The sequence below is a fragment of the Geoglobus acetivorans genome, assembly GCF_039641995.1.
GTDB classification, from domain to species: domain Archaea; phylum Halobacteriota; class Archaeoglobi; order Archaeoglobales; family Archaeoglobaceae; genus Geoglobus; species Geoglobus acetivorans.
In genome coordinates this window covers 973,382-999,944 of record NZ_CP087714.1, presented here as the reverse complement: position 1 = coordinate 999,944, position 26,563 = coordinate 973,382, and the positions used below count along the sequence as shown (strand labels likewise).

30 protein-coding genes and 1 tRNA gene are annotated in these 26,563 nt (G+C 45.8%); 12 read left to right on the top strand and 19 right to left on the bottom strand.

All coding sequences use genetic code 11. The features are described from left to right. Positions 1-5: 5 nt before the first annotated feature. Genes LPQ35_RS05885 through LPQ35_RS05875 form a run of 3 tightly spaced genes read right to left on the bottom strand, consistent with a single transcriptional unit; the run spans position 6 to position 2,075 of the window. Positions 6-995, bottom strand: a complete 990-nt coding sequence (locus tag LPQ35_RS05885) for a 50S ribosomal protein L3 (protein ID WP_193807739.1) — start codon at positions 993-995, stop codon at positions 6-8. 1 nt (position 996) lies between these two features. Next, entirely contained in the window at positions 997-1,758 is a 762-nt protein-coding gene (locus LPQ35_RS05880; protein ID WP_193807738.1) for a putative RNA uridine N3 methyltransferase, read from the bottom strand. Between the two features lie 23 nt (positions 1,759-1,781). After that, on the bottom strand, positions 1,782-2,075 hold the full coding sequence (locus LPQ35_RS05875; protein WP_193807737.1) for a metalloregulator ArsR/SmtB family transcription factor: 294 nt from the start codon (positions 2,073-2,075) through the stop codon (positions 1,782-1,784). 64 nt (positions 2,076-2,139) lie between these two features. Here LPQ35_RS05875 and LPQ35_RS05870 point away from each other — a divergent pair, with 64 nt between their 5' ends. The 3 genes from LPQ35_RS05870 (at position 2,140) to hisB (ending at position 3,984) form a co-directional block, all read left to right on the top strand. Further along, the gene (locus tag LPQ35_RS05870) at positions 2,140-2,412 is read left to right on the top strand and encodes an amphi-Trp domain-containing protein (protein WP_193807736.1); all 273 of its coding nucleotides are present in this window, start codon (positions 2,140-2,142) and stop codon (positions 2,410-2,412) included. Between the two features lie 305 nt (positions 2,413-2,717). Beyond that, positions 2,718-3,428: a 1-(5-phosphoribosyl)-5-[(5-phosphoribosylamino)methylideneamino]imidazole-4-carboxamide isomerase gene (gene hisA / locus LPQ35_RS05865; RefSeq protein ID WP_193807735.1), complete on the top strand. Its 711-nt coding sequence runs from the start codon at positions 2,718-2,720 to the stop codon at positions 3,426-3,428. Between the two features lies 1 nt (position 3,429). Beyond that, positions 3,430-3,984 carry an imidazoleglycerol-phosphate dehydratase HisB gene (gene hisB / locus LPQ35_RS05860; protein ID WP_193807734.1) on the top strand — a complete coding sequence of 185 codons (555 nt, stop codon included), beginning with the start codon at positions 3,430-3,432 and terminating at the stop codon, positions 3,982-3,984. Positions 3,985-4,020: 36 nt separating this feature from the next. Here hisB and LPQ35_RS11185 read toward each other — a convergent pair whose 3' ends face one another. The 5 genes from LPQ35_RS11185 to LPQ35_RS05835 form a co-directional block, all read right to left on the bottom strand. After that, on the bottom strand, positions 4,021-4,308 hold the full coding sequence (locus LPQ35_RS11185) for a PIN domain-containing protein (RefSeq protein ID WP_203219001.1): 288 nt from the start codon (positions 4,306-4,308) through the stop codon (positions 4,021-4,023). Positions 4,309-4,444: 136 nt separating this feature from the next. Next, positions 4,445-4,648 (bottom strand): antitoxin family protein, encoded by a 204-nt coding sequence (locus tag LPQ35_RS05850; protein WP_048094443.1) that lies wholly within the window; start codon positions 4,646-4,648, stop codon positions 4,445-4,447. A gap of 76 nt (positions 4,649-4,724) precedes the next feature. Beyond that, entirely contained in the window at positions 4,725-6,017 is a 1,293-nt protein-coding gene (locus LPQ35_RS05845; RefSeq protein WP_193807733.1) for a transglutaminase-like domain-containing protein, read from the bottom strand. 5 nt (positions 6,018-6,022) lie between these two features. Next, complete coding sequence (locus tag LPQ35_RS05840; RefSeq protein WP_193807732.1) at positions 6,023-8,296, bottom strand: C13 family peptidase; 2,274 nt, start codon at positions 8,294-8,296, stop codon at positions 6,023-6,025. 388 nt (positions 8,297-8,684) lie between these two features. Further along, positions 8,685-8,756, bottom strand: a tRNA-Arg gene (locus LPQ35_RS05835). Between the two features lie 188 nt (positions 8,757-8,944). Here LPQ35_RS05835 and LPQ35_RS05830 point away from each other — a divergent pair. Beyond that, a complete protein-coding gene (locus LPQ35_RS05830; RefSeq protein ID WP_193807731.1) occupies positions 8,945-10,345 on the top strand; it encodes an MATE family efflux transporter in 1,401 nt (466 codons plus the stop codon). 18 nt (positions 10,346-10,363) lie between these two features. On the opposite strand, the gene LPQ35_RS05825 is transcribed toward LPQ35_RS05830, so the two are convergent. From LPQ35_RS05825 to LPQ35_RS05800, 6 genes are all read right to left on the bottom strand, one after another. Then, a complete protein-coding gene (locus LPQ35_RS05825; RefSeq protein WP_193807730.1) occupies positions 10,364-10,786 on the bottom strand; it encodes a hypothetical protein in 423 nt (140 codons plus the stop codon). Positions 10,787-10,836: 50 nt separating this feature from the next. Next, positions 10,837-11,847: an oligopeptide/dipeptide ABC transporter ATP-binding protein gene (locus tag LPQ35_RS05820; RefSeq protein ID WP_193807729.1), complete on the bottom strand. Its 1,011-nt coding sequence runs from the start codon at positions 11,845-11,847 to the stop codon at positions 10,837-10,839. Between the two features lie 5 nt (positions 11,848-11,852). After that, positions 11,853-12,818 (bottom strand): oligopeptide/dipeptide ABC transporter ATP-binding protein, encoded by a 966-nt coding sequence (locus tag LPQ35_RS05815; protein ID WP_193807728.1) that lies wholly within the window; start codon positions 12,816-12,818, stop codon positions 11,853-11,855. A gap of 1 nt (position 12,819) precedes the next feature. Beyond that, positions 12,820-14,247 (bottom strand): ABC transporter permease, encoded by a 1,428-nt coding sequence (locus tag LPQ35_RS05810; protein WP_346297579.1) that lies wholly within the window; start codon positions 14,245-14,247, stop codon positions 12,820-12,822. Between the two features lie 7 nt (positions 14,248-14,254). After that, positions 14,255-15,298, bottom strand: a complete 1,044-nt coding sequence (locus LPQ35_RS05805) for an ABC transporter permease subunit (RefSeq protein ID WP_193807726.1) — start codon at positions 15,296-15,298, stop codon at positions 14,255-14,257. 98 nt (positions 15,299-15,396) lie between these two features. After that, positions 15,397-17,739: an ABC transporter substrate-binding protein gene (locus LPQ35_RS05800; protein WP_193807885.1), complete on the bottom strand. Its 2,343-nt coding sequence runs from the start codon at positions 17,737-17,739 to the stop codon at positions 15,397-15,399. Between the two features lie 138 nt (positions 17,740-17,877). Here LPQ35_RS05800 and LPQ35_RS05795 point away from each other — a divergent pair, with 138 nt between their 5' ends. Next, a complete protein-coding gene (locus LPQ35_RS05795) occupies positions 17,878-18,207 on the top strand; it encodes a nascent polypeptide-associated complex protein (RefSeq protein WP_193807725.1) in 330 nt (109 codons plus the stop codon). Next, the gene (locus LPQ35_RS05790; protein ID WP_193807724.1) at positions 18,204-18,944 is read left to right on the top strand and encodes a methyltransferase domain-containing protein; all 741 of its coding nucleotides are present in this window, start codon (positions 18,204-18,206) and stop codon (positions 18,942-18,944) included. Before LPQ35_RS05795 ends, LPQ35_RS05790 begins: the two co-directional genes overlap by 4 nt. A 3-nt stretch (positions 18,945-18,947) precedes the next feature. Here the strand turns inward: LPQ35_RS05790 and speE are convergent, their stop codons facing one another. Together speE and LPQ35_RS05780 are read right to left on the bottom strand one after the other, a co-directional pair. Further along, positions 18,948-19,766 carry a polyamine aminopropyltransferase gene (gene speE / locus LPQ35_RS05785; protein WP_193807723.1) on the bottom strand — a complete coding sequence of 273 codons (819 nt, stop codon included), beginning with the start codon at positions 19,764-19,766 and terminating at the stop codon, positions 18,948-18,950. Positions 19,767-19,824: 58 nt separating this feature from the next. After that, complete coding sequence (locus tag LPQ35_RS05780) at positions 19,825-20,679, bottom strand: EamA family transporter (RefSeq protein WP_193807722.1); 855 nt, start codon at positions 20,677-20,679, stop codon at positions 19,825-19,827. Between the two features lie 93 nt (positions 20,680-20,772). On the opposite strand from LPQ35_RS05780, the gene LPQ35_RS05775 reads away from it, so the two are divergent. The 6 genes from LPQ35_RS05775 (at position 20,773) to LPQ35_RS05750 (ending at position 25,098) form a co-directional block, all read left to right on the top strand. After that, entirely contained in the window at positions 20,773-21,099 is a 327-nt protein-coding gene (locus tag LPQ35_RS05775; protein ID WP_346297578.1) for a DUF7344 domain-containing protein, read from the top strand. 64 nt (positions 21,100-21,163) lie between these two features. Further along, positions 21,164-21,751 (top strand): DUF1102 domain-containing protein, encoded by a 588-nt coding sequence (locus LPQ35_RS05770; RefSeq protein WP_193807720.1) that lies wholly within the window; start codon positions 21,164-21,166, stop codon positions 21,749-21,751. Between the two features lie 14 nt (positions 21,752-21,765). Continuing rightward, the gene (locus tag LPQ35_RS05765) at positions 21,766-22,305 is read left to right on the top strand and encodes a DUF1102 domain-containing protein (protein WP_193807719.1); all 540 of its coding nucleotides are present in this window, start codon (positions 21,766-21,768) and stop codon (positions 22,303-22,305) included. A 26-nt stretch (positions 22,306-22,331) separates the two neighbouring features. Beyond that, complete coding sequence (locus LPQ35_RS05760) at positions 22,332-23,348, top strand: signal peptidase I (protein WP_193807718.1); 1,017 nt, start codon at positions 22,332-22,334, stop codon at positions 23,346-23,348. After that, positions 23,345-24,169 carry a hypothetical protein gene (locus LPQ35_RS05755; protein ID WP_193807717.1) on the top strand — a complete coding sequence of 275 codons (825 nt, stop codon included), beginning with the start codon at positions 23,345-23,347 and terminating at the stop codon, positions 24,167-24,169. Before LPQ35_RS05760 ends, LPQ35_RS05755 begins: the two co-directional genes overlap by 4 nt. A 5-nt stretch (positions 24,170-24,174) precedes the next feature. Further along, positions 24,175-25,098 (top strand): hypothetical protein, encoded by a 924-nt coding sequence (locus LPQ35_RS05750; protein WP_193807716.1) that lies wholly within the window; start codon positions 24,175-24,177, stop codon positions 25,096-25,098. On the opposite strand, the gene LPQ35_RS05745 is transcribed toward LPQ35_RS05750, so the two are convergent. The 3 genes from LPQ35_RS05745 to LPQ35_RS05735 are packed head-to-tail and all read right to left on the bottom strand — an operon-like array spanning position 25,095 to position 26,536. Continuing rightward, positions 25,095-25,631 (bottom strand): HD domain-containing protein, encoded by a 537-nt coding sequence (locus LPQ35_RS05745; RefSeq protein ID WP_193807715.1) that lies wholly within the window; start codon positions 25,629-25,631, stop codon positions 25,095-25,097. The two genes, LPQ35_RS05750 and LPQ35_RS05745, sit on opposite strands and share 4 nt — an antisense overlap. Next, complete coding sequence (locus LPQ35_RS05740) at positions 25,628-26,347, bottom strand: pyrroline-5-carboxylate reductase dimerization domain-containing protein (protein WP_193807714.1); 720 nt, start codon at positions 26,345-26,347, stop codon at positions 25,628-25,630. The genes LPQ35_RS05745 and LPQ35_RS05740 overlap by 4 nt, the downstream gene beginning before the upstream one ends. Positions 26,348-26,356: 9 nt before the next feature. Then, positions 26,357-26,536 carry a hypothetical protein gene (locus tag LPQ35_RS05735; protein WP_193807713.1) on the bottom strand — a complete coding sequence of 60 codons (180 nt, stop codon included), beginning with the start codon at positions 26,534-26,536 and terminating at the stop codon, positions 26,357-26,359. Positions 26,537-26,563: the final 27 nt, after the last annotated feature.

The window sequence follows — 26,563 nt, the reverse complement described above, 5'->3', positions numbered from 1 at the left end:
GCTCTTCACCTACCCTGTTTGGATGACTTGCTTACGTAAACCAGGTTTATACCCTCATACACATCGCGTGGAGGTCTTATTGCCTCTCTCATCCTGACGAGTCTCTTAACCGGTCCCGGTACACTGCCCGAAACAAGCACATAGTCATTCCTAACCACACCATAGTGGGGGAATCCTCCAGCAGGAGTTACTTCGTCTCCATTTTCGCCAATCTTTAGCACTCTCTTGTTGTATTCGGTTCTCTGATGGAAGCCCATCTGCCCAGCCTGCGGAACCGTCCACCTGACATGATGCGGGTTCCATGGACCAAGGGTTCCGACTCTCCTGTGCTTGCTGCTTCTTGCATGCTTTGCATTGAGAGTTATGACGCCCCATCTCTTAACCGGACCCTGAAAGCCCTTGCCTTTGGTTATGCTGAGAACATCAACGAATGCTCCCTCTCCAAACACCTCAGAAACCCTAATCTCACTCCCAAGTTTTGAAACTGCATAATCGAGAGCAGAGTTTACATCTCCCCCAACCTTCTGCTCCATCACATCTGGAACTTTCTTGGGCACTCCCGTGACCTTGTACGGTTGGGTGTAGGTTATGAGCCTGACTTCTGCAATGTCTTCGATGTTCTTCAGCTCATCTGCACTCTTACCATTCTTTGGAAGGTTGAGTCTTCTTGCAAGGTGCTCATCGAGATTGGTCGCCCATACCTCACCAGCTATCTGCAGGCCGTACTGCGTCTCTCTGTACACCCTCACACCCATCACTTTCATGGGTGGAGCCTCTATTACAGTTACGGGCACCACTATTTCCTCTCCATAGGTTGGGGAATTCTTTCTATCATCCACCATCACAACATGAGTCATTCCAGCCTTATATCCGGCAAAACCAAGCGGTTTGACATCATTGGTTACGGGCCAAGCCCTTATCCTTGGAATGATACTGGACGCTCTCTTTCTGGGAGAAAATCCCAGCGAACCTCTTCTTGGCCTGTGTTCCTTCATTTCATACCACCCACTTCAAATAGTTTGCAATCGCAAGGCTTCCCAATATTGCCTCTTCCAATCTTACTGTCTGCGTAGCCTGATTTGGAAACATATTCCACACATCCACATTTTCCAGGATTATTCCGAACTTTTCGGCTATTTCGTGTACTCCCTCTGCCGGGCTCCCGAAAATCAGGAGCCTCTTGACTTTTACTTCCTCAGGCTGAGGAAGCTTACCTTTTCGGGAGGTGATTACCGCATCCTCCCTTCTCACCAGCTTCTCAAGCCGAATTTTCCTAACCTCATATCCCCAGTACTCTTTCGGCTTCGCCTCTTCCACCACCAACGGTTTCTTCGAACAGACCCTGACGGTCACGCGGGCCCCCTTTTCTGCATATCCTCGGTAGAGGGCCAGGGCTTTTGTACCTATATCTGCCCACGCGGTGCCGTCAGGAGCAACCCTGACGATTATGCCTTCCCTCACCTCACCGATTTTTAAATCTTTTGGCTTATGAGATGGTATTTTTAAAGGAGGTAGTGTTCCAACAAATTTGAGTTCTTTTTTTAAAGGAAAGAGGAATTTTCGAAGATATTGAGGAGTTTCAAGGTATTCCAAAACTTCTTTAATAAGATCAGATTCATCAAAGTCAGGGTCGGGATAAATATAGATTCTTTTAACTCGAAAGATTGAACAGGCTCTTGCAATCTGCCCGATCTTGTAAATTTTTATTTTTTCATCCCTTTCATTTATTAAAGAACTTGAGGGTATTGCTATTTCCATCCCTGACAAGTAGCGTTCTGGAATTATAAACTTATTTCTGATGGCTGTTTTTCCAAAGCTGCAACAACGAATTTCCTGTTCGGTGGCGGCGAAATCACGATAACGACCTCTTTCATAAGCTGGTAGTACTTTCTCTTACCTTCGATATAGCTCGACACAATACCCAGTCGTTCAAGTTTGTCGAGATGGTATTTGGCAGTCTTGCCATCCATCTTCAGCTCATCCATAAGCTCACTAACACATCTGTTCCCTCTGCTAAGACTTCTGAGTATCATCAATCTTTTTTTGGAACCAAGGACTTCCAGCAAATCACCCATATCAAGTATAAAATTCCTAAGAAAATTTATATCTTTCGTGTTATAACTCAGTAGAGGTGACAGTATGATAGAAATAAGCGGTAAAGACGCAAAAAGAGAAGCAGACACTGCAGAACTTGAATTTGAAACACACATGTCAAAGGAGGAACTCCTGTCCTTTCTGAGATTGCTCGCGGAACAGATCGAAAAGGAAAATGCAATTCACATGCTTGTTGACGACATTGAAGTGAAGTTCGACTATGGTTTCCCTGTAGAGGTGGAGGTCGAACACGAGAGCAGTAAAAAACTCAAGATAAAACTCGAATTCAAAAAGAGACACAGGATAGAATTAAAATAGATAGTATAGTATATTAATATTTTATATTTCTTAACTACTTTAAAAGAGATGGCATAGATGCCCAAATCAGCAAAAGAAATATATATGTGTTGTTTGCCAATAGCTCAGTAAAAACTGAACGAGGGGCAGATCGGGCTTGAAAGGTAGAAAAAGGTACAATGGATTTGACGATTTCAGGCCTTTAAGCGATGAGGAGTTCGAAGAATTGCTGGATACTCCCAGAAAAAATTACAGAAAGCCAAAAATAAAATACTAAGGTTTTTCCTCGAAACTTTTTTATTTTATTATAGCACTTAACTGAAAGAATGTTCAGAGTTATTCCAGCCGTCGATATCAAGGACGGGAAGTGCGTACAGCTCAGGCAGGGAAAGGAGGACGATGTAATTTTTGAAGACAGTGACCCCGTCAGCGTGGCGAGATCATGGGTTGAAAAGGGGGCGAAAGTTCTGCATCTCGTGGATTTGAGCGGGAGCTTCAGGGGAAAGCTTACCCATGAGAACACAATACTGAAAATCTCTGAGTTTGCAGAGGTGCAGGTCGGAGGGGGGATTAGGGACGTTGAAACGGCAAGAAGGCTGCTCGACCTTGGGGTCGAGAGGGTCATATTGGGGACAATGGCAATAGAAAGGTCGGATGAGGTCAAGAGGCTTGCAGAGGAGTATCCGGGAAGAATTGTCATCGCCATAGATTCCAAGGGTGGAAAGGTCGTCGTGCGGGGCTGGAAGGAGAATACCTGCCTTACTCCCGTGGAGGTTGCCAGGATTTACAGTGAGTGTGACATCAGCTTCCTGTTCACCAACGTTGATGTGGAGGGACTGATGAAAGGAATTGACGAGAATGCAGTCAGAAAAGTCGTTGAGGCAATAGGTAAACCGGTGATAGTGTCGGGCGGGATAACAAGCGTAGAGGATGTCGAAAAGGTTAAGAATGCTGGTGCGGCTGGAGTGGTTATCGGCAGCGCTTTGTACACCGGAAAACTCAGGCTGGAAGATGTGCTGCCTCTGGAGGAGGATTGAGATGGTCAGGGTTGAGAGGAAAACGAAAGAGGTTGAGGTTGTTGTAAAGCTCTCCCTTGGAGGAGGAGAGATTGCGATAGATACGGGAATAGGCTTCCTCGACCACATGCTCACGAGCTTCGCATTTCACTCAGGAATAGGGCTTGAGGTTAAAGCCAGAGGAGATCTACACGTGGATGAGCACCACACCGTAGAGGATGTGGCGATAACCCTCGGAAGGGCATTCAGAAAGGTAATTGAGGGAAGGGGGCTATACAGGTTCGGTTCAGCAATAGTACCGATGGATGAGAGTGTTGCGATTTGTGGAGTGGATGTCAGCGGAAGGGGCTACTTCGTCCTTGAAGGAGAGTTTGGGGATGCAGGAATAAAGGGAGAGAACGCTGTGCACTTCCTCGACACCTTCTGCAGAAACTCCGGGATAAACGTGTACCTGCAGGTGAAGGGCAGAAACGAGCACCACAAGATGGAGAGCGCATTCAAGGCCCTCGCCCTGGCGTTAAGACAGGCTTTGAAGGAAGCTGAAGACGTGAGGAGCACGAAGGGGTCACTGGATTGACCCTCTGCAAAAGCACTACAGCCGTAGCGTTAGATTCTATCTGATATCCACTATTTCGAGGAAGTAGACCCTTTTGAAGTCATCGTCGAAAGTGGCTATTTTCCTTATGCCATAGTGCTTGCAGGTTGCTGCTATAAGAGCGTCATTTGGAAGTAAACCGTAAGCCGTGATTGCATCAAACATCTCTTGATACGTTGCAGGAGGCAAGACTTTAATCTCCCAGTAGTCGAGAACATTCGAAACATCGGAAATGACCTCCTTTGCTGTTTCCACTGTAATGTTTGGATTCTCTAAGGTGGCGCAGGAGATCGTAGTGCTTTTCAATTCCGGTCACATCACTCGCCTTTATCTTCACAAGCACGTACACGACCTCTTCAATGACATTCGTTGATGTAACCAGCAAAGCATCAATCCTTTCAAAAACATCCACACCATCTACAAAAAAGCCAAAAAGGCTGAGCTATCCACGAAAATGTGTTCTTCTGTCATGAATTTCATCCCTCAGCTTTAGCAGTTCATCTCCCTTCATTTTTCCGTATTTCCCTTTAAGGTGGTCTATCTCCCTCTTTATTTCCACCTTGATTTTTTCTCCTTCTTTTAGATTTACTTTTTCGAGGAGTCTAAGAACTCCATTCTCATAAACGGCTTCAACTACCTTAGGCATTAAATCAGAATTTGTCGTTTTAATTTTAAAATTCTTTCTTTCAAACTTTAGAAAAATAGTGGTGTTTGCATCAACATTAATCCATGCTCACACACTTCTCAACTATCCCGCTCCACTCCTCTCCATAGCCCCTTTCAAGAGGTATGACACAGTATATTGTGAAAGTCCCTTCCTCAACCCCACCACTTATGTATCCGTAAGCCCCGGAATAGGAGTTATCCACTATCATGTAGACTCCCGGGGATATCACATTCCCGTAAACGTCCCTGACATTTTCAAGCTCATAGTAGAGCAGGTTTCCGAGGGTTTTCTTGAAGACTTCAGCATCATCTCCTATCTTGACAATGGCTGCTGCGTGATCCACCAAACCCGGAGTGGAAGTGTCTACTCCAACCACATAGGCATCTATGCCGAAGTACCTGTAAAATGCCACCTCAAGCGTCGCCATGTCCTCGCAGTCTCCAGCTTTTTCGCTGAGAGTTTCGACAGGAGTTTGTCTGTAATCTTTTCCTTCCCTGCCATCACCTACCTCAAGCCCGACAATCGTGTTCTCGGCCTCTTCATCGTCGTACCTGTAAGCCACATTGTTTTCCACCCAGTAAAAGAACTCCTGAGCCTCCCCAATGCTGAGCTTCCCGTTTTTGTCAGCATCAAAGCTCTCAAAGAAATCTGCGACGCTCTTGGATATGAACCCAGACTCTGTGTTTTCCGCGCTCATAAGTTCCCTTTCCGCAACAGGAGTGTAACCTTCTGCCTGAGTCTTGAGGATATCCTTGTATTCAGAAAGAGAGTTAGCGAGCTGGTATGTGGAGTTTGACAGAGCGTAAATTATCTCCACTTCCTCCGTGCCAATGCCAGCCTTCTGCAGGGTGTTTAGGTTGGCGTTCAGGAAGTCTGCAAGCTCATTCCAGTCATCCGCATTCTCCCTGTAGGCTCTTTCGAGAAGCTCGACTTTCGGAAGTGTAAGCTCAGCATCCTCCTCAATCATCTGGTCGAGGATTGAGCTTCCAATCTCCCTGACATTTGCCGTCTTGTAGGAAAGCGTCGCCCACCTATCCTCATACTCTATCAGTGTACTGAGAAGCTCAGCGTCTTCTTCACTCAAATATGGCTCCACCTCCCCGTAAACCTTCCTCGCCTCACCAACATGCTCCTTTGCTTTAATCGCAGAGCTTCTCGCTCCGTCGTAATTGCCATTTACGAGAGCCTGCATGCTCTCTTCAACACCCATATCTGCAGCTCTCACCATCCCGGCAATTCTGTCTGCACTTTCCTGAACGTCTCTCTGACTCACCTCATCACTGCACCCGAAGGTGAAAGAGCTGAGTAGCAAGAGAGCAAAAAGGAGGTAAATGGAAGTTCCGTTCATTAAAATCATCCCAGAAGGTCGCTTATGATGAAGTATATCTTCACAATTACTTTCACAACCTCAACCTTGATGCTCTCAACAAATCCCACGCCGGAGTACTGGATATCCCCATCACTGTAGGCTTTCTGAACCTCAGCCACAGGATCATCAGAGTTTATGATCCTCCTGACAGTCTCCTCACTCAAACTTGCTTTCGCACTGGCATCGCTCAATTTTCCTTTCTCGAATTCGTTTATGTAGGCGTTTTCCACAACCATGTAGATATCCATAACGCTGCCGTCATCCATCAAAATCTCCACATTCACCCTCGTGTTGCCAAGCCAGTCCTTTATGAATCCCGGAACCAGATTCGTGTTGTTGTTGTACCAGTCCTTCTTCTTCTCCATCAGGACAAACAGGTCTCCTGAGGCAATAAGCTCTGAAATCTCATCCTCAGTCAGAACGGGGCTGTCAGAGAGAATCAGGGTTCCGTTCACCACATCAAAGACTGGAGTGAGTTCTAATACCAGCTCTGGAAGAGGTGGTTCCTCCACAACGGGCTCTCCAGCGTCTATTATTCTCGGGATGCTGCCGGTTGAGATTATCAGCATCTCGATTAAGAATGGCTTGAACATCTCCGGCTGGTCGAAGGACAGCTCTATGACGTTCTCCCTGCCCAGAATCCCTTCATCATAGACTGGAAAGACCACCTCAAATGCATCAAGGTCTGGTGACTCGTCAAGGGCATAAACAGGCTCGATTATCTCTGGGTCGAGGTCGAGTTCGTTCAGATGAAGTGTGACGTTCCCCAGAAACTCGGAAGTCTGGTTCTCTTCAATAATATCTGCAGGTGGTAAGATCATCAGGCTGATGTAGGGCACGTTGTTATCTGTAACGTTGAGAATTTCCAGGAAGTCCTCGTCGAGTACCCACACATCCTCATTCCCCAAGGCCTCATTTTTCACTGGAATTGGCTGCCTGACCGGGTCCCTTATGAGCAGATCAAGTGCCTTTTCTGTCTTTTCAAGGTTGCCGTGATCGGTCACGAATACTACAAGCTGCTCATCCTTGTTCATTTTCCCGGAGAGATCCTTTAACGCATTCCATAAAGCCTGCTTCGTTCCAGCTCCATCCACATATGGTTTAGCAGCACTCATTCCAGAGCCTGCCAGCACCACTATGTCTTCGTCAGAGAAGCCCTGTCCCTTCAGCATGTCCACGAAGCCCTTGACTTCAGTCCAGTCGTAGGTGTCGTCGGGATCTCCGGCGAAGACTATCGCGTGCTTGCTCTTCACCCCACTCCCATCAGCATTCTTCCCAAGCCGCACCTTGTCCCCATCCCCTTCGGATTTGTACTGTGTGTGTTCTCTGCTTTTCTGCACATCTCCGCTGTACCTCTTCACGCCATACACACCATAATCGTCATTCCTCTCGACATCCCTGGCAATTTCCTTGGCTGACTTTCCGCTCTTCAATCCCGACATTACTTCTCTCGAAAACGGATCGACCTTCACTCCGACATTTGTCTCATTGTAGCCGTAAGCCACCTCATCGTGTTTTGCTGCAGAGGTTATTGCAATGTCACCATCAATCTTCTCCAGAATGTCGTCCGTCATTCCCCCTCCGAAGCACTGCTGAAAGAAAATGAGCATATTTGCGAAGCCTCTGTCAGCTATCCACATCTTGAGCATGTTGGCAAGCTCGAAATCGTAAATATTGGCCCCGCTTTTTGTAACTATGCTGCTCGATTTTGTGTCAGACTGGTCGAAAAAGTAGGAACACCTGTCAGAGTCCTCTCTAACAGGAACTGCCTCAACATAAACCTTCACAAGGAACTTCCCTGGAATGATAACGCTGTAAAACTTTTTATTCAGCGTTTTGTCCACCTTGAACTTCACGCTTCCAAGATCGTCGTCAGGGTCAACTGGCGGGTTGTCAACATCTGTAGCCCTGATCTCAACCTCCAGATCCACAGGCCAGCACTCCCGGACTTTGTACAGGATATTCATCACATCCTTACCTTCCTTGTTCTTTGGAGTGACTTTTCCGCTTAGAGAATCATGATCGTACTCGAAGTAAGTATAATAGCTCTCCCCATCCTTAGCGCTGCCGAATGCTTCGAAACGAATGTCGGACTTGCCGTTCCACCCGTCGTCGAAGTTGTCGAGCGGAGTGAAACTGAGCAGCCAAACTCTGACTTCGACTGCTGGAGGACCGGGGGGATCGTATTCAGCATCAACAACTCCCGCAAGGCTAAGGGCAAAAAATACCAGAACGCAAGAGAGTATCGATTTTCGCATCTTTTCCACCCAATTTTTTAAAGTGTGAAATTCATCATATTTAAACGTTTCTAATTAGTTCGATATACTAAACAGTATGGTCAGAAAAACTGAATAGAAAAAATACTTATTAAAAATAAATAGGCGTAAAATTATAATATTATTGGCACAACAAAAAACCAGAAAATTCAAACAAATTACCCAGGAGGTTTAAAATGAACAGTCACAGAGAAGCCGGGTACCCCCTTGAATACATGCAGCACTCGATCGCTTTAACAGGACCTCATAAACCCGGTTTGCCATCTGGATGAAGTCTTTAAAGGGGTTTTCTGGAGAGCTGATTCGAAAAGTAGATCTGTATAGAGCGGACTGAAAGTTATGGGGTAGGGATTAGTACCAGAAAATGGAGCGCCCCCGCCGGGAATTGAACCCGGGTCGAGGGTTCCGGAGACCCTCAGGATATCCACTACCCTACGGGGGCTGAAGTGAAATCATGCGAGAGTTTGAAAAGTGTTTCGTCAGACCGTTTATCCCAACCATCTGGTGTGAAACTACACCCACACATGCAGCACAGAAGATACACAAGTTCTGATTATGCACCAGTTTGCAAAAATTCTATTGATTATAGAAGAACAATTATATTTATTAACCAGACAACTTTCAATTTTCGTGGGAGAATTCGTATCGGATGGCGAACGCAAAAACAACTGGGTTCTCGAGGACAGCATTCTGAAAGTAATGATAAAGCTCGGAATGCCAATAGCAGCGAGTGAAGCGCTGAACATAATGTACTCTATGGCAGACATATACTGGCTTGGAAGGGTGGGCAGAGACGCTTTAGCATCTGTAAGTGCATCCTGGCCAGTTATCTGGCTGATAGTCTCTGTTGCAGCTGGTGTGTTCTCTGCGGGGCTTGCACTTGTATCACAGTACTGGGGCATGGGCGATTATGGCCGGGCAACCAAGGCAGGAGGTCAGGTGCTTACACTCTCCATAATGTTTGGCATACCCATAGCTGCCGTGAGTTTCCTCGCTGTCAGGTCATTTCTGTCGGTTGTGGGTGTACCAGAAACCACACTCGAATACGCTACAGGATATGCCAGAATAATCTCGCTTGGCATACCCTTCATCGCAATTTATGAGAGCTTTTCTGCGATTTATGCAGCTGCAGGAAACACAATGACTCCACTGAAGATCCGAAGTCTCGGAGTCATTATCAACGTCGTACTGGATCCGGTATTCATATTCGGATATTTCGGGATCGAGGCTCTCGGGGTAGAGGGTGCCGCAATCGCAACAGTGATCAGCGAGATGATTGTGGCGGCCGTCTCAATAACATATATTGCACTGAAAGGCATTGAAGGCCATTACCTGACCCTCAGTACGCTCATGCCAGACAGAAACTTCATCGTTCAGATTGCCAGAATAGGCTACCCCATCTCTGCCCTGACCGCGGGAGAGGCGAGCGGTTTTGTCATTCTTGTCCACATCATAAGCATCCTTGGCCCCGCCCCTCTTGCAGCATGGGGGATTGCGGACAGGTTGCTGAGCCTGTTCCATGTATTTATAGCGGGAATGCTGGGAGCAACGTCCACAATGATAGGGCAGAGTCTCGGAGCCGGAATGTACATGAGAGCCAAAAGCATCGCAAAGAGGACCTCTGTTTACGGATCAGCCATAATGGCTGCCGGCATACTCGTACTGATTCCGTTCAGATATCAGGTTGCGGCCCTGTTCTCGCCAGGAGATGAGGAGCTTATAAACCAGGTTGCGGATTTCATTTTGATAATGGGTCCGTCAGTTATCTTCTTCACAGTTTATCTCACATCAAGAGCCATCGCAAGGGGCTCAGGACATACCAAGCCAGTTATGCTGTTCGGACTGTTGAGGCTCTGGGTTCTGAGAAACAGTCTGGCATATCTGTTTGCGATTACAATAGGACTGGGTGTGAAGGGTTTGTGGATTGGGATGGCCATTAGCAATTACATAACTGGATCTGTGGCTCTCTGGTGGATACTTTTTGGCAACTGGACGAGACCTGTCGTTGGAAATGACACGAAAGGCCAGTAATTTCGCCCAAATGCCAGATTAAAGCTCTGAAAAGATTTTCATCAACCCAATGTTGACGATTACCGTGCCAGAAACCATCAGAATTAAAGCCAGATAGCCTAAGAGAGAATATGGATATCTAACAACACTTCCCGTGAGGGAATAATCCACAGCACCCTCAACGACAGAGATTTTGAGCCGGGGCTGGGTGAGATCTATTATCTTCTCCCCGGTAAAAGTTTCTTCGAGAGTGGAATTGGTGGAGAAGATGACGATCTTTGAATAATTTGACCTCAGTACAATTTTACCCCCTCTGAGATCCCCGGAAGGTAGCATCTCATTTACACTCATCACATCATGCTTTTCCAGGCTCCCGGACAGAGAAAAACTCACATAAGACGGATACATCGAAATTAGTGCCAGTAATGCAGCAAAAACCAGCATCAGTAATCCGATTTTCACCTCTTTAAACCTTAAAAGTTTCAAAAATTTCTTAATGTCGGTTTTGAGACTCATACGCTTCCGGCAAGATGGCACTCGACGTAATGATTCCTCTCAAATTCCACTGTTTCCGGGTGCTTAACATTACACAGACCCTCTTTTGCGTGGATGCACCTGGGATGGAATCTGCATCCCGGAGGAATATTGATGGCACTTGGAACTTCACCCTTTATGGGAAGCATTTTGATAATATCCTTTCTTTCGGGATCAGGTTCCGGAACTGCTTCAAGCAGCGCTTTTGTATACGGGTGTAGTGGATTGTCAATCACCCTGTCAACCTCACCCATCTCGATTATCCTGCCGAGATACATCACTCCAATCCAGTCTGAAAAGTATCTTGCAGTTGAGAGGTCGTGAGTGATGTAGAGGTAGGTCAGACCGAGATCGTTTCTCAGTTTTCTCATAAGCTCAAGAATTTCTGCCCTGATTGAAACGTCAAGCATGGAAACAGGCTCATCCGCGACCACAAACTCCGGGTTCAGAATAATCGCCCTCGCAATCGCAACTCTCTGTCTCTGTCCTCCGCTGAGCATGTGAGGGAACCTGCTCACAAATTCATCTGGAGGTGTTAGCCTCACCAGCTCAAGCGCTCTGTGTATGAGCTCCTCCCTTTCTGACCTGCTATCGCCCACCCCATGGATTATAAGGGGCTCCTCCAGAACATCATATACCCTGAATCTCGGATTGATGGAAGAAAAGGGATCCTGATATATCATCTGAACCGTTTTTCTGTATTTCAGCACCTCATCTTTCGACTTAAGATGAGACACATCCTTTCCTCTCAGAAAAATCCTTCCCTCTGTCGGTTCAATAAGTTTCATTATCAGCTTTCCCGTTGTTGTTTTCCCGCAACCAGACTCGCCAACAAGAGCAAAAATTTGCTGCTTTCTAATTTCAAACGAAATCCCATCTACGGCTCTGACAAATCTGGGAGGCTCTCTTTTCAATACGCTTTTTATCCCCCTTTTAACAGGGAAGTACTTTTTCAGTCCCTCGACCTTCAGCTCCACATTCTGTCCCATAATGATCACCCTGAAACATTATGACAGTAAACCTCCCGCCCATCACTGAGAATCGTCCTCTCCGGCTCCTTTTCCCTGCATATCCTGCTTGCATAGGGGCATCTTGGATGGAACCGGCACCCAGAGGGAGGGTTTGCCAGATTTGGCGGGGCACCCGGAATGAACTCCAGCTTATCAACTTTTTCGTGGACTCTCGGAATAGCCGCAAGCAGCTTCTGAGTGTATGGATGCTTTGGATCCCTGTAAATTCGGTCACTGTCTCCAATCTCTACTATCTTTCCTGCATACATTATGGCAATCCTGTCAGAAACTTCTGCCAGAATGCTCAGATCATGTGTGATGAAAATAAGCGAGATCCCCAGGTCCTTTTTCAGTTTCTTCAGAAGATTGATTATCTGAGCCTGAACGATGACATCAAGAGCCGTTGTGGGTTCATCTGCAATGACCAGATCAGGCTCAAGGAGAAGAGCCATTGCAATCATTACTCTCTGCTTCATCCCACCACTAAGCTCATGCGGATATCTGTTCACTATTTCAGGATCCAGACCAACATACTCAAGATATTTCGCAATACTCTCTTTGGCCTCACTTTCAGGAATATCAGTGTGGTACTTGAAGGGCTCCATCATCTGGTAACCGATAGTGTAAACGGGATTCAGAGCGTTCATGGCTCCCTGAAACACCATGGATATCCTCTTCCACCTGATTTCTTTCCTGAACTCATTTTCGCTCATCGACACCAGTTCCATGCCATCAAGTTCAATTCGCCCTTCTACAATTTTTCCAGGAGGTGGGACAAGCCTTATGAGCGAATACCCAAGAGTCGATTTTCCACATCCACTTTCTCCGGCAAGACCCAGAACATTTCCCTTTTCAAGAGTAAAGCTCACACCGTCCACTCCTCTGACAACACCTCGCGTTGTGAAAAAGTGAGTTCGTAGATTGTTAACCTCAAGCAGCATCTTCAACACCTCACAGTGTCCTCATCCTCGGATTCAGTATCCTGTCCAGCGCAACGCCAATCAGCACGAAAGCCAGTCCAACCAGTGCAATCGCTAAGCCCGGAGGGATCACCCACCACCAGTATCCGTTTATTGTGGCTCCAGCATTCTGAGCATCATAAAGCATCTGTCCCCAGGTTACTGCCGTCGGATCACCAATGCCAAGAAAGCTCAGGGCAGCTTCAGTCATAACTGCATACGGAACAGAAAGAGCCATCTGAGAGAACGCGTAGGGCATTATCTGTGGCATTATGTGCTTGAAGACAACCCTTCCTGAGCCAGCACCCAAAGCTCTTGCAGCCTCAACGAAGGTCTGCTCCTTTATCTGAAGAGCCATGCTCCTTGCAACCTTTGCAACACCGACCCATCCGAAAAGTACCAGAAGTAGAACGATCTGGGAGAGAGCCATATGACCCAGATATGCACCCAGCAAAATCAGTATTGGTAATACCGGCATGGAGAACATGAATTCGTTAAACCTCTGCAAGGCCTCGTCTTTCCACCCTCCAAAATACGCACTTGCAACACCGTAAACAATCCCAATAAGGACGCTCAGCACAGCGACCGCAATACCAACCGACAGAGAAACCCTCGTTCCCCACACGAGTCCTGCCCAGATATCCCTGCCCTTGCTATCGGTGCCCATCAACCCATAGGTCCTTCCCGAAAAGATTGCTGTTAAGTTTGAAAGGTCAAGGGTGTTATCTCCATCCTGATATGTTATTTTCACTTCAAACACATAATCTCCGTGCAGGGGGGAGGTTCCTTCAAATATGTTTTCGTCTGCTTTACCAAACAGAATTTTCATTGTGTCCATCAACGCCTGAAGCTTTATTTCTTCCGAGGGAGACAATTTTGCTCCAGAAACTTTTTTTGCCCACTCAAAAACGTTTTTTCTCACCTCAGTATTCGTTGCTATCTGAATCACCGTATTGGAGGAAACTTTTCTATCTTCAATGAGGACAACCTCGCTACCATCCGGCCTCTTCAGAGTGATCGTCATCAGCGGTTTATTTCTTGCATCGGAAGAAGACACATTAAAACCCTGCAGAATTATATCCTTCGGAGGGACATCATACGTGTTTTTGTACACAATCCTGAGCAGCACTCCCCCACCATCGAGCTCCTCCACCTGCATGTCATCCAGAGAGAGAATCTCATGAGGAGCCAGTTTTTCCGACGAAAAGTAGTTTATCCATGTAGGCGGGACGTTCGGGGGGTTTTCAACCCAGAACTCTTTTGACCATCTCTCAGGTACGTCAGGCGAAGTGATGTTTGGAGCAAAAACCGCAGCCAGAATGAGGAGAATGAGCAAAATAAACCCCAAAATTCCGCCCTTCTGATACCTGAATTCATACAGGAAATCTTTTGCGCTGTCAACGACGTCTTCGAGCCTCATTGCCAGATCACCTACCAACCCTTACTCTCGGGTCCAGATAGCCGTAAATCACATCGGCAATTATCATCGAAGCCAAGAAGAGCGCAACCGTAACGTAAGTCACACCCATGAGCAGATTAACCTCACTCTGCTGCAAAGCCACCCAGTACAGCCTTCCCATACCGGGCCAGTTGAACACCGCCTCGGTGATTATGGCTCCACCTAAGGATCCGAGAAGACCGATAATAACGTTGGTAACTATGGGTGGTGATGCTGCTTTGAGAGCATGCCCGTATATAACTCTGTTTTCCGGAACGCCTTTGGCCCTTGCAACGGTTATGAAATCCTCATGCATGGTGCTGATCATTATGTTCCTCGTGGTGTATGCCCAGCCTCCAAAGCTGACGAATACCACAGTTATCAGGGGAAGGACCATCCTCCAGAGCAGATCCTTATAGTAGGCAAAACCCTCCAGATTTGGATTTGGAAGGCTGGAAGCAGGAAATATTCCAAGCTGGAACGAAAATGCAAGGATAAAGACCATACCCACCCACCACATTGGGAGACTTGCGGTGAGCATGGCGAGAACAGATAAAAGCTTGTCCACAAACTTACCGGCCTTTTGAGCTGCTTTTATACCGAGAAGGAGGCCAATAAACGTTATAATTATCTGAGCAGTCGTGAAAAGCAGGACTGTTCTTGGAATCGCTTTTTCAATAATTTTTGATACCTTTATCTCACCAAATACCGGGCTTCTTGCGTTTCCAAAGTTAAGCAGCAGAGTATTTTTTGTTTTGGATATTACTCTCTCCCAGAAAGGCTTATCCAGCTCAAATTCTCTCCTCAGCTGTTCTTCTCTATTGCTTTTCCATTTTTCAAATGCTTCTGGATCACTTGCTTTAAGCCTCAAAATTGCCGGGTTCCTTGCCTCATTGTTTATTACCTCAGCAATCCTCGTTTTCGCATCATCCTCTGCTACTTTGACAAACAGAATCGATACAACAAATGTGACAAATATTAGCACTAATAAAGCATTAAAAATTCTGATTCCAAGATATCTGGCAAAGCTCATTGCCCCACCTTTTTTTGAAGATTGTTTTTAAAATTTTTGACGGGACAGACGCTCGCAGAATTTGTTAATAAAAATAAAAAATTTTGAAAATTCTTTAATCACCTGGCCCTTCTTCTGGCGACGTATGCTACAGCCAGAAGCCCTGCCAGTGCGAAGACTGCCTCAAAGCCTGGCGTTGACTTTTCTTCTTTGGTTGGTGTTGTTGCAGGAGTTTCAGTCTTTGCTGGCTGTTCTGTTGGGGTTGAAACAGGAGTCGGTGTCTCCACAGGCTTTGGATTCATGCTCTTCAGTTCAATGTACAGAGACTCTGGATCATACTTTGCAATGAAGTACGGACCGTTGCTTATAACCGCGTGTCCGTAGGTGTCAATGAACTTGATGTCAGCATCATATCTCTTCGCCGCTTCGTCTGCTGAGACCATTCCCTGAAGTGCTGATGGCACTTTGCCCTTCATCTCTTCAAGCGCGCTCTTTATCTGATCAACATGGTCTTTGAGCAGCATATCTATCTGGTTAATCCCCTCGGATGCTTCACTGAAGGACCATTTCTGGTCAGCATATCCGTTTGCTACCATCTCACCCATGACGTACCAGAGTTCCCATGGCAGGTCAGGGAAGAATGCGTAGTAGCTTGCAGTAAGGTCGTCGGCAACAACATGCGCGTAGTTGCCATAGACCACGTAGCCATCATCCGTGAAGACAATACCCTCTATGTTGTTGAAGACTTCAGCATTTGCCTCAAGGCTCTCGTCATAGTATGTATCGTTCTCGCCGTCCTGCGTGCTCCACTCCTTCATGAATGCTATGTAATACTTCAGATCTGCTGGCGTTACAGGCTCACCATTGTGCCACTTGCCCCAGTCGAGGACCTTGTAGGTAACCCTAACCTTCGCGGTGCCACCCTTGGCAGGTTCCCACTGATCGGTTGTCGAGTTGTAAACCACCGCATCCGCTGGCACCTGGAACTCGCCTTTCTCAACCTTGTACTCCAGCTTGACAGGCTGATACACACCGTTCTGGTCGAGCCAGAGTGCAGGAGATGTTATGAGCCTCCAGATGAGCATCGCATAGATGTCATCGCTTCCAATCGGGTTGAATGCGCTCATGAAGAGTGCACCAGTCGAAGAGTATTCGATGACCTTGAGAATTCTGTCGGATGTCTGTGCGGTGAGCAGAGCGTTTCTCGTATAGAGACCGCTAACGGGATCGACCATCATTGCGTTGACATTAACTCTGTCCTTGTTCACAGGGAAGTACTCAGTCTGAGAGATCGTGAAAACTCTAACGGAGTCCATTATACCGAGTCCCAGCCCGAGTTTCTGCAGGTCCCAGTACTGGTCAACATTCTCGAGAGTATAGGTCTTGTTGTCTTTCTCCAGTTTTCCATTCACGAGCAGCATTGTTATGTCATCCACCGTGAAGTCCAGAATTTCGTTGAGCTTATCGCCCTTGTAGTAGTTAAGCTGAATCTTATCAGCACCACCAATTGTATCAATCAGGTCTTTGACTGTAACTGTTGGTGTGTGCTGCCATCCGACGATACCCGGAAGGCCCCAGTACCAGGATGAATAGAACTGCGGCAGTTCGGTTTCTGGCCACGCTTCTGCAGCCTCAGCAACCCAACCGCCTGTATAGTAGTTCCACTCATAGTTCTTCGGATCAGTCAGATATACGGCCTGAATGGCTTTCTTTCTGTCCCAGATGTTGTTCTGGACCGTGAATCCTGCCTTCTCAAGAACCGTTGCAAAGTAAGTTCCAACATCCTTTCTCTCATCCTCAACTCTCGAGATGCCCTTTATAACCACAGGCTCTCCATTAAAGTACCATTTCCCGTCCTTCTTTTCAAGCGTGTATCCTGCCTCAGCAAGCTTCTGAGCAGCCTTGTTCATTGCATCATCAATCATCTGAATTGCGAGCTCCTCATTGCCTTCAGGCGTGAGGCCAAGTGCATTGTAGAGGTCCTTCATCTTCTCGTTGAACGGGTAGAATGTGTTGAATGCACCATACTGAACTGCTCCAGAGCCCTGATAGATGTTCTGAACTATGTGTTCCCTGCTTATGAGCCAGTTGACTGCATATCTTACCTCCCTGATGGCGAACGGGTTCAGATATACCTTGTCTCCGACCGTAACTATCGGGAGGTCTCCTTCGTCGTGCACAGGATTGAGTGTGAGCTCAGCATAAACCGATGCAGACCTTATCAGCTCAAGATTGTCAAGTATTGATGGATCGAGGTCTTTGTAAGCACCTGAAGGCCTTGAAAACAGAAAGATGTCGTATTCCCCGTTAGCTACAGATACTATGGCCGTTTCCTCGTTGGACATTGCATATACCTGTATATCATTTGCGTATCCGTCATTCGGCAGTACTTCTGCGACAGCCGGAAGAATTGTCGCTAACAACAACGCCGCCAACAACACCAAAAACCCAGCTTTTTTCATGCGTTCCACCTCTCCATTCAAGTTGGTTCACTCGATAGGGTTAGTTTCTGAATTATTAAATAACATATATTTAAAACTTCCCAAAACCTGGAAGGCATACTGAACAATTTTTATACAACAACATGAAAAGTGTCTCCAATGATGCCAATGAACCCCAAGCAAATGAAGAAGATGATGAAGCAGATGGGAATAGAAATGGATGAGATTGAAGCTGAAGAAGTGATCATAGTGACCAAGGGAGAAGAATGGATATTCAAAAACCCATCCGTGGTTAGAATTACTGCAAAAGGCGTCGAAACGTTCCAGATTTCAGGGAGTTATGAAGTTAAAGAGAGAATAGTCATAAGCGAAGACGACATAAAGCTCATCATGGAACAGGCCGGTGTGAGCGAGGAAGAGGCGAGGGAAGCTCTTGAAGAGGCAAAAGGAGACATAGCCGAAGCTTTACTGAAGCTGACAGAAGAATGAAGGCTCCAGTAGTGTTAAAATCAGGAAAGAATTTCTATCTGGTTAGCGAGTTCAGCGGGGAGCTTCACACTCACAAAGGGATAATCAGGCTCGAGGAACTCAAAGAAAAAGATTTTGGGGACACTATCCGAACACATCTCGGAGTGGAGTTTAAGATACTCCCGTTCAGAGCCTCAGATTTTTTCAGACTCTTCAAGAAAGCACCCACTCCAGTAATGCCAAAAGACATAGGCATGGTCATTGCTCATGCAGGACTTCAGCCAGATTCGCTGATTTTTGATGCTGGAACCGGAAGTGGAGTCACGGCAGCATATTTCGCATATTTCAACAAGTACGGAGAGGTAGTGACTGTAGAGAAAAGACCAGAATTCGCGAAAGTTGCAAGGGAGAATTTCAGAATGGCAGGACTGAAAAACATACATCAGATTGTTGGCGATGCAGTCAGCATTGCAGACTGTTTCAAAAAGGAATTTGACCTGGTCTTCCTGGATATGAAAAACGACGTGGAAATGGTGCCAAAGGCTCACAGCATGCTCAGACAGGCGGGATTCCTCGCCATCTACAATCCCTACATCGAGCAGACAAGAGCAGTATACGAAAAAATGCTTGATGCAGGTTTTAAAGATGTTGAGGCATTTGAAGCAATCAAGGTAAATCTTGAGTTCAAGAGAGTTGGAACCCGTCCCTTTGTAAACATATTCCACACAGGATATATAGTAATGGGCAGAAAAGTGTGAGACCTACCTATCCTTCACAATCCTTTTGACCCATTCGGGCAGTGCAAAACTTGCAGCATGCACTTCAGGATTATAATGTTCAGTTCGGATTCCTCTGTCCGCAAATCTCTTTTCAATGTCATCCAGAGAGGGAGATTCATCGGAGTGGATAAGATAGCTCCAAAGCCCGAGAGGATATGTTGGAACAAAGTTGATATATACTCTTACATCCATTACACTGGAAATGTTATCGAACATCTTTTTGAAATAATCCGGCTGAACAAAGGGAGACTGGCTCTGTGTTGCGAAAACGTCGGCTATTTTTGAACACGCCTCATAGAACTCCCGACTCATTATGTGTTCGCTGTAAGGATTCGGATCGGTGCCATCTACAATAATCACATCAAACCTTTCACCCAGGTTTTTCACAAATTCTATGCCATCCTCTATCAGAACCGTTGCCCTCGGGTCTTCAAAGGCTCCATTGTCTATACCGAGGTGTTTCTTTGAAAGCTCCACAACCTCCCCGTCAAGCTCAACCAGCACAGCCTCACTCACATCGTGCTTCAGAACCTCTCTGAGACTACCTCCATCACCCCCACCGATGATAAGAACCTTTTCCGGGTTTCTGTGAGTGAACATGGGAACATGAACGAGCATCTCGTGATAGAATGCTTCGTCCCTTTCTGTAAGCTGTATTTTCCCGTCAAGAACAAGCATTTTACCGAATTCAAACGTGTCGAAAAGCTGAATATGCTGATATTTGCTGTGAAAATCTGCAATGATCTTTTTAATTTTAATTTTTAAGGCCACATCACCATAATATTCCTCAAACCACTCCATAAACCCCAAAAATCAGTCAGATTTATAAATTTAGCCCCCTCAGTTTGGCGACCTTTCATCACCCATCAGTGGCGGGAGTAATCATCACGGGGGGCTGAGAAATCGTTATGACTGAGAGAAACACAAGTATGAGTGCGATTGCATGCCTGATTCCAATTTTCTCCTTCAAAAATATTTTGCCGGCTATGCTCCCGATGACAGGAGATGTTGCAGATAGGGGGGTGACAAGATTGCTGCCAATCAGACTCACAGAAGTTACAAATGACAGGATTCCTGCCACGGATATAAGACCGCCTGCAAATCCCATGAAAATCAAAAGATTTCTGCTTAAGGGTATTCTCCTGACGAATCCAAAGAGCAAGACTGAATTCAAGCTGAGACGCAGGAATGCCAGAGTTACCGGAGACAGATAGTCGGTGAGGTAGTCGAGAGTTACAATGGAAACCGACCAGGAAAGCGCTGCCAAGACGGCTGTGAAGCTTTTAACAGTAAATTTTCCGGTTTCTTTGGGAATGGCGATTATGGCAGATATCGTGAGCAGAGACGCCAGCAGGACATTGAGCGTTATAGGATAACCATAAACCACCAGATCAAGAATTGCAACGAAAACAGGATATGTCGAGGCGAGTGGCAGTGCGTAGCTCACCGGAGAGTTTTTCAGAGCGTTGAAATACAGAATGTCTCCAATAAAGAAAGAAAATATCGTTGACAGCACAATAAGGGCTGCAAGTTCGGCATTCAGGGGTTGCATGCCAAACGCAAATACGAAGGGTAAAAGGAAAAGTACTGAAAAGATACTTCTTATCAAATTCCCCGAAAGTTCACTCTCACCTTTTAGACCGATTTTGAACACTATCCCCCCGATTCCCCAGCATACAGCCGAAATCAGAGCAAGAACGATGCCAGTAATCACTCCGCGTAGTTTTCCATGGAGGGAATAAAAAATTGCTGTTCGAATCTCATAACAATTACTATACAATTAGTTCAATACAATTAACTATATATAATGACCAGAAGAATAAAGGTAATGGCAAATTTATCGGAGATAATTGGAAATGAGCGGAGAATGCTCATGATAATTTTTCTTCTCGAAAACGATGGAAACGCAACAGTGAGAGAGATAACAAACTACATTGTAGAGAAAAACAAAAAGGACGGGCACAAATTCCGGAAAAGCGTTTACGTCAGTCTGAAGCAGACCCATATCCCGATGCTCGAAAGAGAGGGTTTTTTGAGGATGGAGAGAGACAGAGTGATTGTCGAGAATTCCAAGCTATTTTCCGACTTTGTTTCTCTTCTTCAGGCTTTTAAGCCTCTTTTTTTCGAAAAGTAATTCGCCATTAACAGAATAACCTTTCTCCATACTACAGTTTAGAAATAAAAAAGGAGTTGAAAAAATGAGAAAAACAGGAATTGGCTTGCTGGGAATTTTCGCTACCCTGGCGATTATTCTCGGTGTGGGTGCAAATTTCAGCGACTACAACGCTGATAGAAGTGCCCACTGGACAATAGTAACAGACGATACAGAGCTTATAGATTTGGAGCCTATTCAGCCTTACGCATACATAGGTGAGGATGGTATGCTTGCAATCGATTTTTCGGCAAATAACCCGAATTATCCAGGGTATGGTGATGGAATCAGTCCGTCAAGCGAATACAATTTTGATGAGGTTTTTGCAGTTAGTAACGATTTGTGGGAGCAGTTCCCTATAGTTGTTAGAGTTACTTCGTCAAACGCAAATATTGAGTTTTACGGACATGAGGGTGGAGTGTACGCAGTTGATGGTGGACAGGCTGCAACAGCATCAGATAGCGCAAGAGAAGACGTGTGCTTTGTGGTTCAGCCAGGAGATTCAGTCAAGATTGGAATCGACCTGAGTGCAAACGGCGATAGTCCGGGAGATGTATGGGACGAGACCATGACAGTGAAAGCGTACAGAAGTGGAACTGAGCCTGCAGAGCTAAGTAATTGCGGGCAGGACTAATGAGGTGAATGGAAATGAAAAAACTATTTGGAATAGCGCTTCTTCTTGCAGGTTTGATCCTGGCAATCAGTGCCGGAGCAAACTTCAGGTATTATGAAGCAGACAGAAGTATGTCAGTCGCGATAGTTGCAGACGATAATGAATTCATCGATCTCACACCTCTTCAGCCCTACGCATACCTGAACAACGGTAAGCTAACGGTTGAAATCAGCGCAAACAACCAGAACTACAATGAAAGTCTTGGCTTCGGTACGGGTTTGAGTCCGAATACAACATATGTGTTCGAAGAAGTGTTTGAAGTGAGCAACGAGCTCTGGGAAAACAACGAAACCGCATATCCAATATGTGTGAAAATATCGAGCAACGACGGTAACCTGATGCTCTTTACCGGAGACTATAACGAATCGGCCACGTACGGCACGCAGCTTGAGTTCACAGTTGAACACGGAAGTCCGGTTACAATCGGAATGATATTCGACAACTATGGCCTGGGTCTTGGAGCACACACTGCACAGATGAGCCTAAGCGCAGATGCTGGCGAATGCCAGACATAATTTTTTAATTTTTGAGTTGAGAATAAATGCGAATTTTTCAGGTTCTTAGCAATGTCTTTATTGTGATTTCATTCATATTCCTCATATCATCAGTCCTGGGCCTGGTTTTGAACCAGCCAGTTTTGTTCTCTTACGCCATTTCAGAGAGCATGGAACCCACAATAGGCGTCGGTGATCTCTTTCTGATCAATCCACTATCAAAAGGAGATACGGGAAGCATAATAGTATTCCAAATGGGCGATATGTATGTCGTCCACAGAGTGTATGCCACGGAAGGCGATGCATACATTACAAAAGGAGATAACAACATAGCCACAGATCAGCAAAACGGGAAGAACCCCCCCATCAGCACTGATAAAGTTGTGGGAGAGGTCGTAAGCTTTGCCGGAAAGCCCATTCTCGTACCCGGAGCAGGCAAACTCGTTGAGGTTCTGCATTCAAACAGCCTGTTCCTGGCTGCTCTGCTCATAAGTCTCGGATTCCTATCCCTCGGTAAAAATAAGAAAACAAAAAAAGACAGGAAGAGAATCAAGATATCAGCAGGTCTGTTCTACGGAATTGCCTCGTCTGCCCTCATACTATCACTCATAGCATCCACGATGCTTTCATGGGGGACGCTGTCCTTCAGCTATGCCTCGACTTCTGCGGGAGGGCAAAACGAGGGGTGGTATCTACCCGGTTCCGAATTTGAAAAAACACTGAATTTCGAGAACAGAGCGTATTACCCAATGATCTTTTTCTTCGAAAAAGATGGAAAGCTTATTGGTAGTAGCCCGGCATATCTGAATCCACGAGATTCCAGAGACATCACACTGACTGTATCCGTGCCTGAAGATACGAGAATATATTCGGAAGGTGTTGAGGTTTACGCTTACCTTCCCCTGTTACCGGTTTCTGTAACGGAAGGGCTGTACAGAACCAGTCCACTTCTGCCGCTGATAGTACAGGTCTCGGCACTGTCTGCGATCCTGATAGCAGTTTACAGGCTCACAGGATTTGGGGAGGATTTCATAGTTTTGAAAAAAAGGAGGTTAAGAATATGAGAATAGTATACGGAGTTATCCTGCTTGTCTTCAGCCTGACAGTTTTGCTGGGTTCAAGCGGGAATTTTAGAGAGTACGGTGGAGAAAGAACCGCCGTCTATCAGATAACAGATAACAGCAGCTCATTCATCGCCTTTTCATGTCCCGTAGGGTCCCTCAGAGTTACCAATGGAGACGTTGTAACAGTCCTGACACTCACGAACAACCTCAATGAAAATGCAGAATTCTACATCACACCTGATGTGAACGTCCTTGAATTCAACAACCCTGTGGCCATTGATGCAGGAGATTCTGCAGACATTCAGGCGACATACGTTGGTGGAGAGGGCGAATACACCGTGCTGCTGGCAGTAGATGCTGTCTGGGCAAACGGCTCAGCAAGAGTTGAGACCTGCACGATAAACATCACTGATCCAACACTTGAAATTGAAAAAGTTCTTCTGAGCGGAAATAAAAGTGTCAGGATGGGAGAAAAAGAATACTGGACATACAGAATCGTCCTGAAAAATTACGGCAGTGATGAATTGCTGACAGTGAAGGATGTTGTTCCAGCCGAGTTTGAAGTTATCGGATTCAACCAGTCATCTGGTAACGTTACGGTAACCCAGACCGGTCACGGAATGATGGGTGCATCGAAAATTCTGTGGATCGTTAATGCAGGAGATGTGGAATACCTGGATGTTGAAATTTCGACAAAAATGAATCCTGCAGGAAAGCAGGAATTCACGAGTCCAGGAGAATATTGCATGAATAACGGTGCAGAGATTGTTGAACATGGCATTAAAAGCAATGCACTGACAGTCATTGCCGAGGAGAAGTGATTGAAATGAACGAAAACATTAAACGAATCCTTACTGCTTCGCTGATTATTATTTCAGTCCTTTCTGCAGGAATCGCAGCCTATGCATACACAATTCAGCCAGAAAATGTTGAGGAAAAAACAGTTCAGATTTCAACCTTGAAGGGCAAGCTTATACACAGTGCAATCCTTTCGAATCAATCCATTTACGGAAGTGAAGTGTCGAGGGAGTATTACCCCGCAGAAATGACGGAGAGTTTCCTAGGCAGATACCTCTTCACCACAACCACCGAAAAGACAGGAAGTTACGTGTTCACAATAGATACATCATACTACATCCAGGATGGCAAAAACAGAATTGAAATGTGGAACGAAACCAAATTTTATCAAAGCGGAAAGTACGAGAATTCTGCATCAATAAACTTCACCATAAACCCTTCAGAGCTCAGAAGCGACCTTGAGAGGGTGAAGGAAGGAACAGGAGTCTCAAGAATGCAGCAGGACATCAGGATTAATTTCAGGGCAAGTGACGAAAGTGGCGTCTTCCAGCACTCAGTATCTCTTATCAAAAAATCAGAGCTATACAGATTCTCAGATACTGAAAAAACCGAGCAGATTACTGAAAATATCAGAAACGTAAAACAAAACTATCTGACCGGAATGGAAATTCAGGATGCGAGAGTGATATATGCCACACTGACTTTCTCAGCACTCATACCCGCAGCAATCCTGAACAGAGACTATTTCCAGAACATCAGAGCGAAAAGGATGGAAAGCAACTCATACATGGTGAGCGGCAGAAAAACGGGCAATAAGGTTGTTGTGGAAAGTCTTGAAGACCTTAAAAAGGTGTTTCAGCTCACAGATAGCCCCATACTTAAAGCTGAGGAAAAAAATGAAACAGTTTACAGCATTGAAGCGAACGGCCTGACCTACGAGTTCAGAAATTAGCTCAGGCCCAGCTCATCTTTTATTTCTTTCAGGCTCTCTATCCCTACCTCATAGAGCTTTTCGAGGGGCATTAAACCTTCTATAAGCCGTATTCTGTTCCTGTCGCAGCCGGCTGCAAAGCTCTTCTCCTTGAATTTCTTTTTGACAGTCTTTGGCGTAACTTCGCTGATTTTGCCACCCTTAACAAGCGCACATGCAATTATGAGTCCTGAAACACTGTCTGCAGCCTGCAATGCGAGTTCCACAGGCTCTCGATAATCCCCATACCTCATGTGATTGTGCCTCTTGACAATTTCGGCAATGTCTCCATAGCCCTCTCTTTCAAGGATTTCTGCACCGACCTCACCATGTCTGTCCATGTCCTCTCCAACAATCTCGTAATCGATGTCATGCAGAAGCCCAATTCTGGCCCACATGTTTTCATCTTCTCCAAGTTCTCTCGCAATTCCCCTCATCACTGCTGAGACCGCAAGACAGTGCTTCACAAGTTTCTCATCACTCACATATTTTCTTAGAACTTCAAGCTCCTTCAAAGCTCCTCCACCCTCCTACTTGCTGAGATGAGTGCATCCATGAGGTATTTCTCAGCCATAACAACATTTCTCAGGCCCTCGGCAGTCGTGCCGCCGGGAGTGGCAATCCTCCTCAACATCCCGTCAAATCCGTATTTCTCGTAGAGCCTTCCTGCAGTGCCGAAAACGTTCACTGATGCTTTCAGAGCGTGTTCATAATTCACTCCCTCTCTAACGGCAGAAACCACAAAAGCATTGATTAGTTTCGCTATTATGGCAGGAGCGCTGCCAATGAAGGAAGTCATAGCTTCAAGCTCTTCTTCACTCCGGCATAAAATGAAATCTGCCTCAAGAAACCGGAGATGTTCCGCAGTTTCCGGAGGATAGCATGCGATTACCCCTCCGTCCTCGATTCCAATGTTCGTCATCGCCCTGAATGGATTATCAATGTACTTTAGCATGTCCTCAAGCTTTATGCCCGGAACAAAGCTTATCAGAGGTTTTCCCTTGACAATTTCACCAATTCTTTCGAGGTTTTTCCTGAAAACATCAGGTTTCAGAGTAACCAGAAAGATGTTCGCTTCCCTGGTTTCCTCGAATTCAGAAACGGCCGTAACGTTTTCTATATCAGGCAGGAGTTCCTTCCTTCTTCTAACAGCAATAACTTCGGCATTTCTGGATGCGTTTTTAATAATCGCACTTCCCAGATTTCCAGCCCCCAACACCGCGATCTTCATTTTTTCACCTCAGTCACATACAAAACCCATAACTTCCACGACATCCTTATCTTCAACCTCATCAGGCTTCACTGCAGAGTTATCATAAAGCAAGACCATTCCTTTTTCATAAAGTTTTCTTGCATATTCAACAGCATCTGCACCATCCAGCTTTATTTCCCTTCCATCCTCGACGTATCTGAATACCACCACTGAATGTATTTCAATTATCAAATA

Coding starts and splice junctions, on each gene's coding strand:
- LPQ35_RS05770 (WP_193807720.1), top strand. CDS start 21,164: ATGAGAAAAACAGGAATTGGCTTGCTGGGAATTTTCGCTACCCTGGCG.
- LPQ35_RS05875 (WP_193807737.1), bottom strand. CDS start 2,075: ATGGGTGATTTGCTGGAAGTCCTTGGTTCCAAAAAAAGATTGATGATA.
- LPQ35_RS05885 (WP_193807739.1), bottom strand. CDS start 995: ATGAAGGAACACAGGCCAAGAAGAGGTTCGCTGGGATTTTCTCCCAGA.
- speE (WP_193807723.1), bottom strand. CDS start 19,766: ATGGAGTGGTTTGAGGAATATTATGGTGATGTGGCCTTAAAAATTAAA.
- LPQ35_RS05750 (WP_193807716.1), top strand. CDS start 24,175: ATGAACGAAAACATTAAACGAATCCTTACTGCTTCGCTGATTATTATT.
- LPQ35_RS05760 (WP_193807718.1), top strand. CDS start 22,332: ATGCGAATTTTTCAGGTTCTTAGCAATGTCTTTATTGTGATTTCATTC.
- LPQ35_RS05790 (WP_193807724.1), top strand. CDS start 18,204: ATGAAGGCTCCAGTAGTGTTAAAATCAGGAAAGAATTTCTATCTGGTT.
- LPQ35_RS05850 (WP_048094443.1), bottom strand. CDS start 4,648: ATGCCTAAGGTAGTTGAAGCCGTTTATGAGAATGGAGTTCTTAGACTC.
- LPQ35_RS05845 (WP_193807733.1), bottom strand. CDS start 6,017: ATGAACGGAACTTCCATTTACCTCCTTTTTGCTCTCTTGCTACTCAGC.
- LPQ35_RS05800 (WP_193807885.1), bottom strand. CDS start 17,739: ATGAAAAAAGCTGGGTTTTTGGTGTTGTTGGCGGCGTTGTTGTTAGCG.
- LPQ35_RS05765 (WP_193807719.1), top strand. CDS start 21,766: ATGAAAAAACTATTTGGAATAGCGCTTCTTCTTGCAGGTTTGATCCTG.
- LPQ35_RS05820 (WP_193807729.1), bottom strand. CDS start 11,847: ATGGGACAGAATGTGGAGCTGAAGGTCGAGGGACTGAAAAAGTACTTC.
- LPQ35_RS05810 (WP_346297579.1), bottom strand. CDS start 14,247: ATGAGGCTCGAAGACGTCGTTGACAGCGCAAAAGATTTCCTGTATGAA.
- LPQ35_RS05755 (WP_193807717.1), top strand. CDS start 23,345: ATGAGAATAGTATACGGAGTTATCCTGCTTGTCTTCAGCCTGACAGTT.
- LPQ35_RS05840 (WP_193807732.1), bottom strand. CDS start 8,296: ATGCGAAAATCGATACTCTCTTGCGTTCTGGTATTTTTTGCCCTTAGC.
- LPQ35_RS05740 (WP_193807714.1), bottom strand. CDS start 26,347: ATGAAGATCGCGGTGTTGGGGGCTGGAAATCTGGGAAGTGCGATTATT.
- LPQ35_RS05880 (WP_193807738.1), bottom strand. CDS start 1,758: ATGGAAATAGCAATACCCTCAAGTTCTTTAATAAATGAAAGGGATGAA.
- hisB (WP_193807734.1), top strand. CDS start 3,430: ATGGTCAGGGTTGAGAGGAAAACGAAAGAGGTTGAGGTTGTTGTAAAG.
- LPQ35_RS05870 (WP_193807736.1), top strand. CDS start 2,140: ATGATAGAAATAAGCGGTAAAGACGCAAAAAGAGAAGCAGACACTGCA.
- LPQ35_RS05775 (WP_346297578.1), top strand. CDS start 20,773: ATGACCAGAAGAATAAAGGTAATGGCAAATTTATCGGAGATAATTGGA.
- hisA (WP_193807735.1), top strand. CDS start 2,718: ATGTTCAGAGTTATTCCAGCCGTCGATATCAAGGACGGGAAGTGCGTA.
- LPQ35_RS05795 (WP_193807725.1), top strand. CDS start 17,878: ATGATGCCAATGAACCCCAAGCAAATGAAGAAGATGATGAAGCAGATG.
- LPQ35_RS05805 (WP_193807726.1), bottom strand. CDS start 15,298: ATGAGCTTTGCCAGATATCTTGGAATCAGAATTTTTAATGCTTTATTA.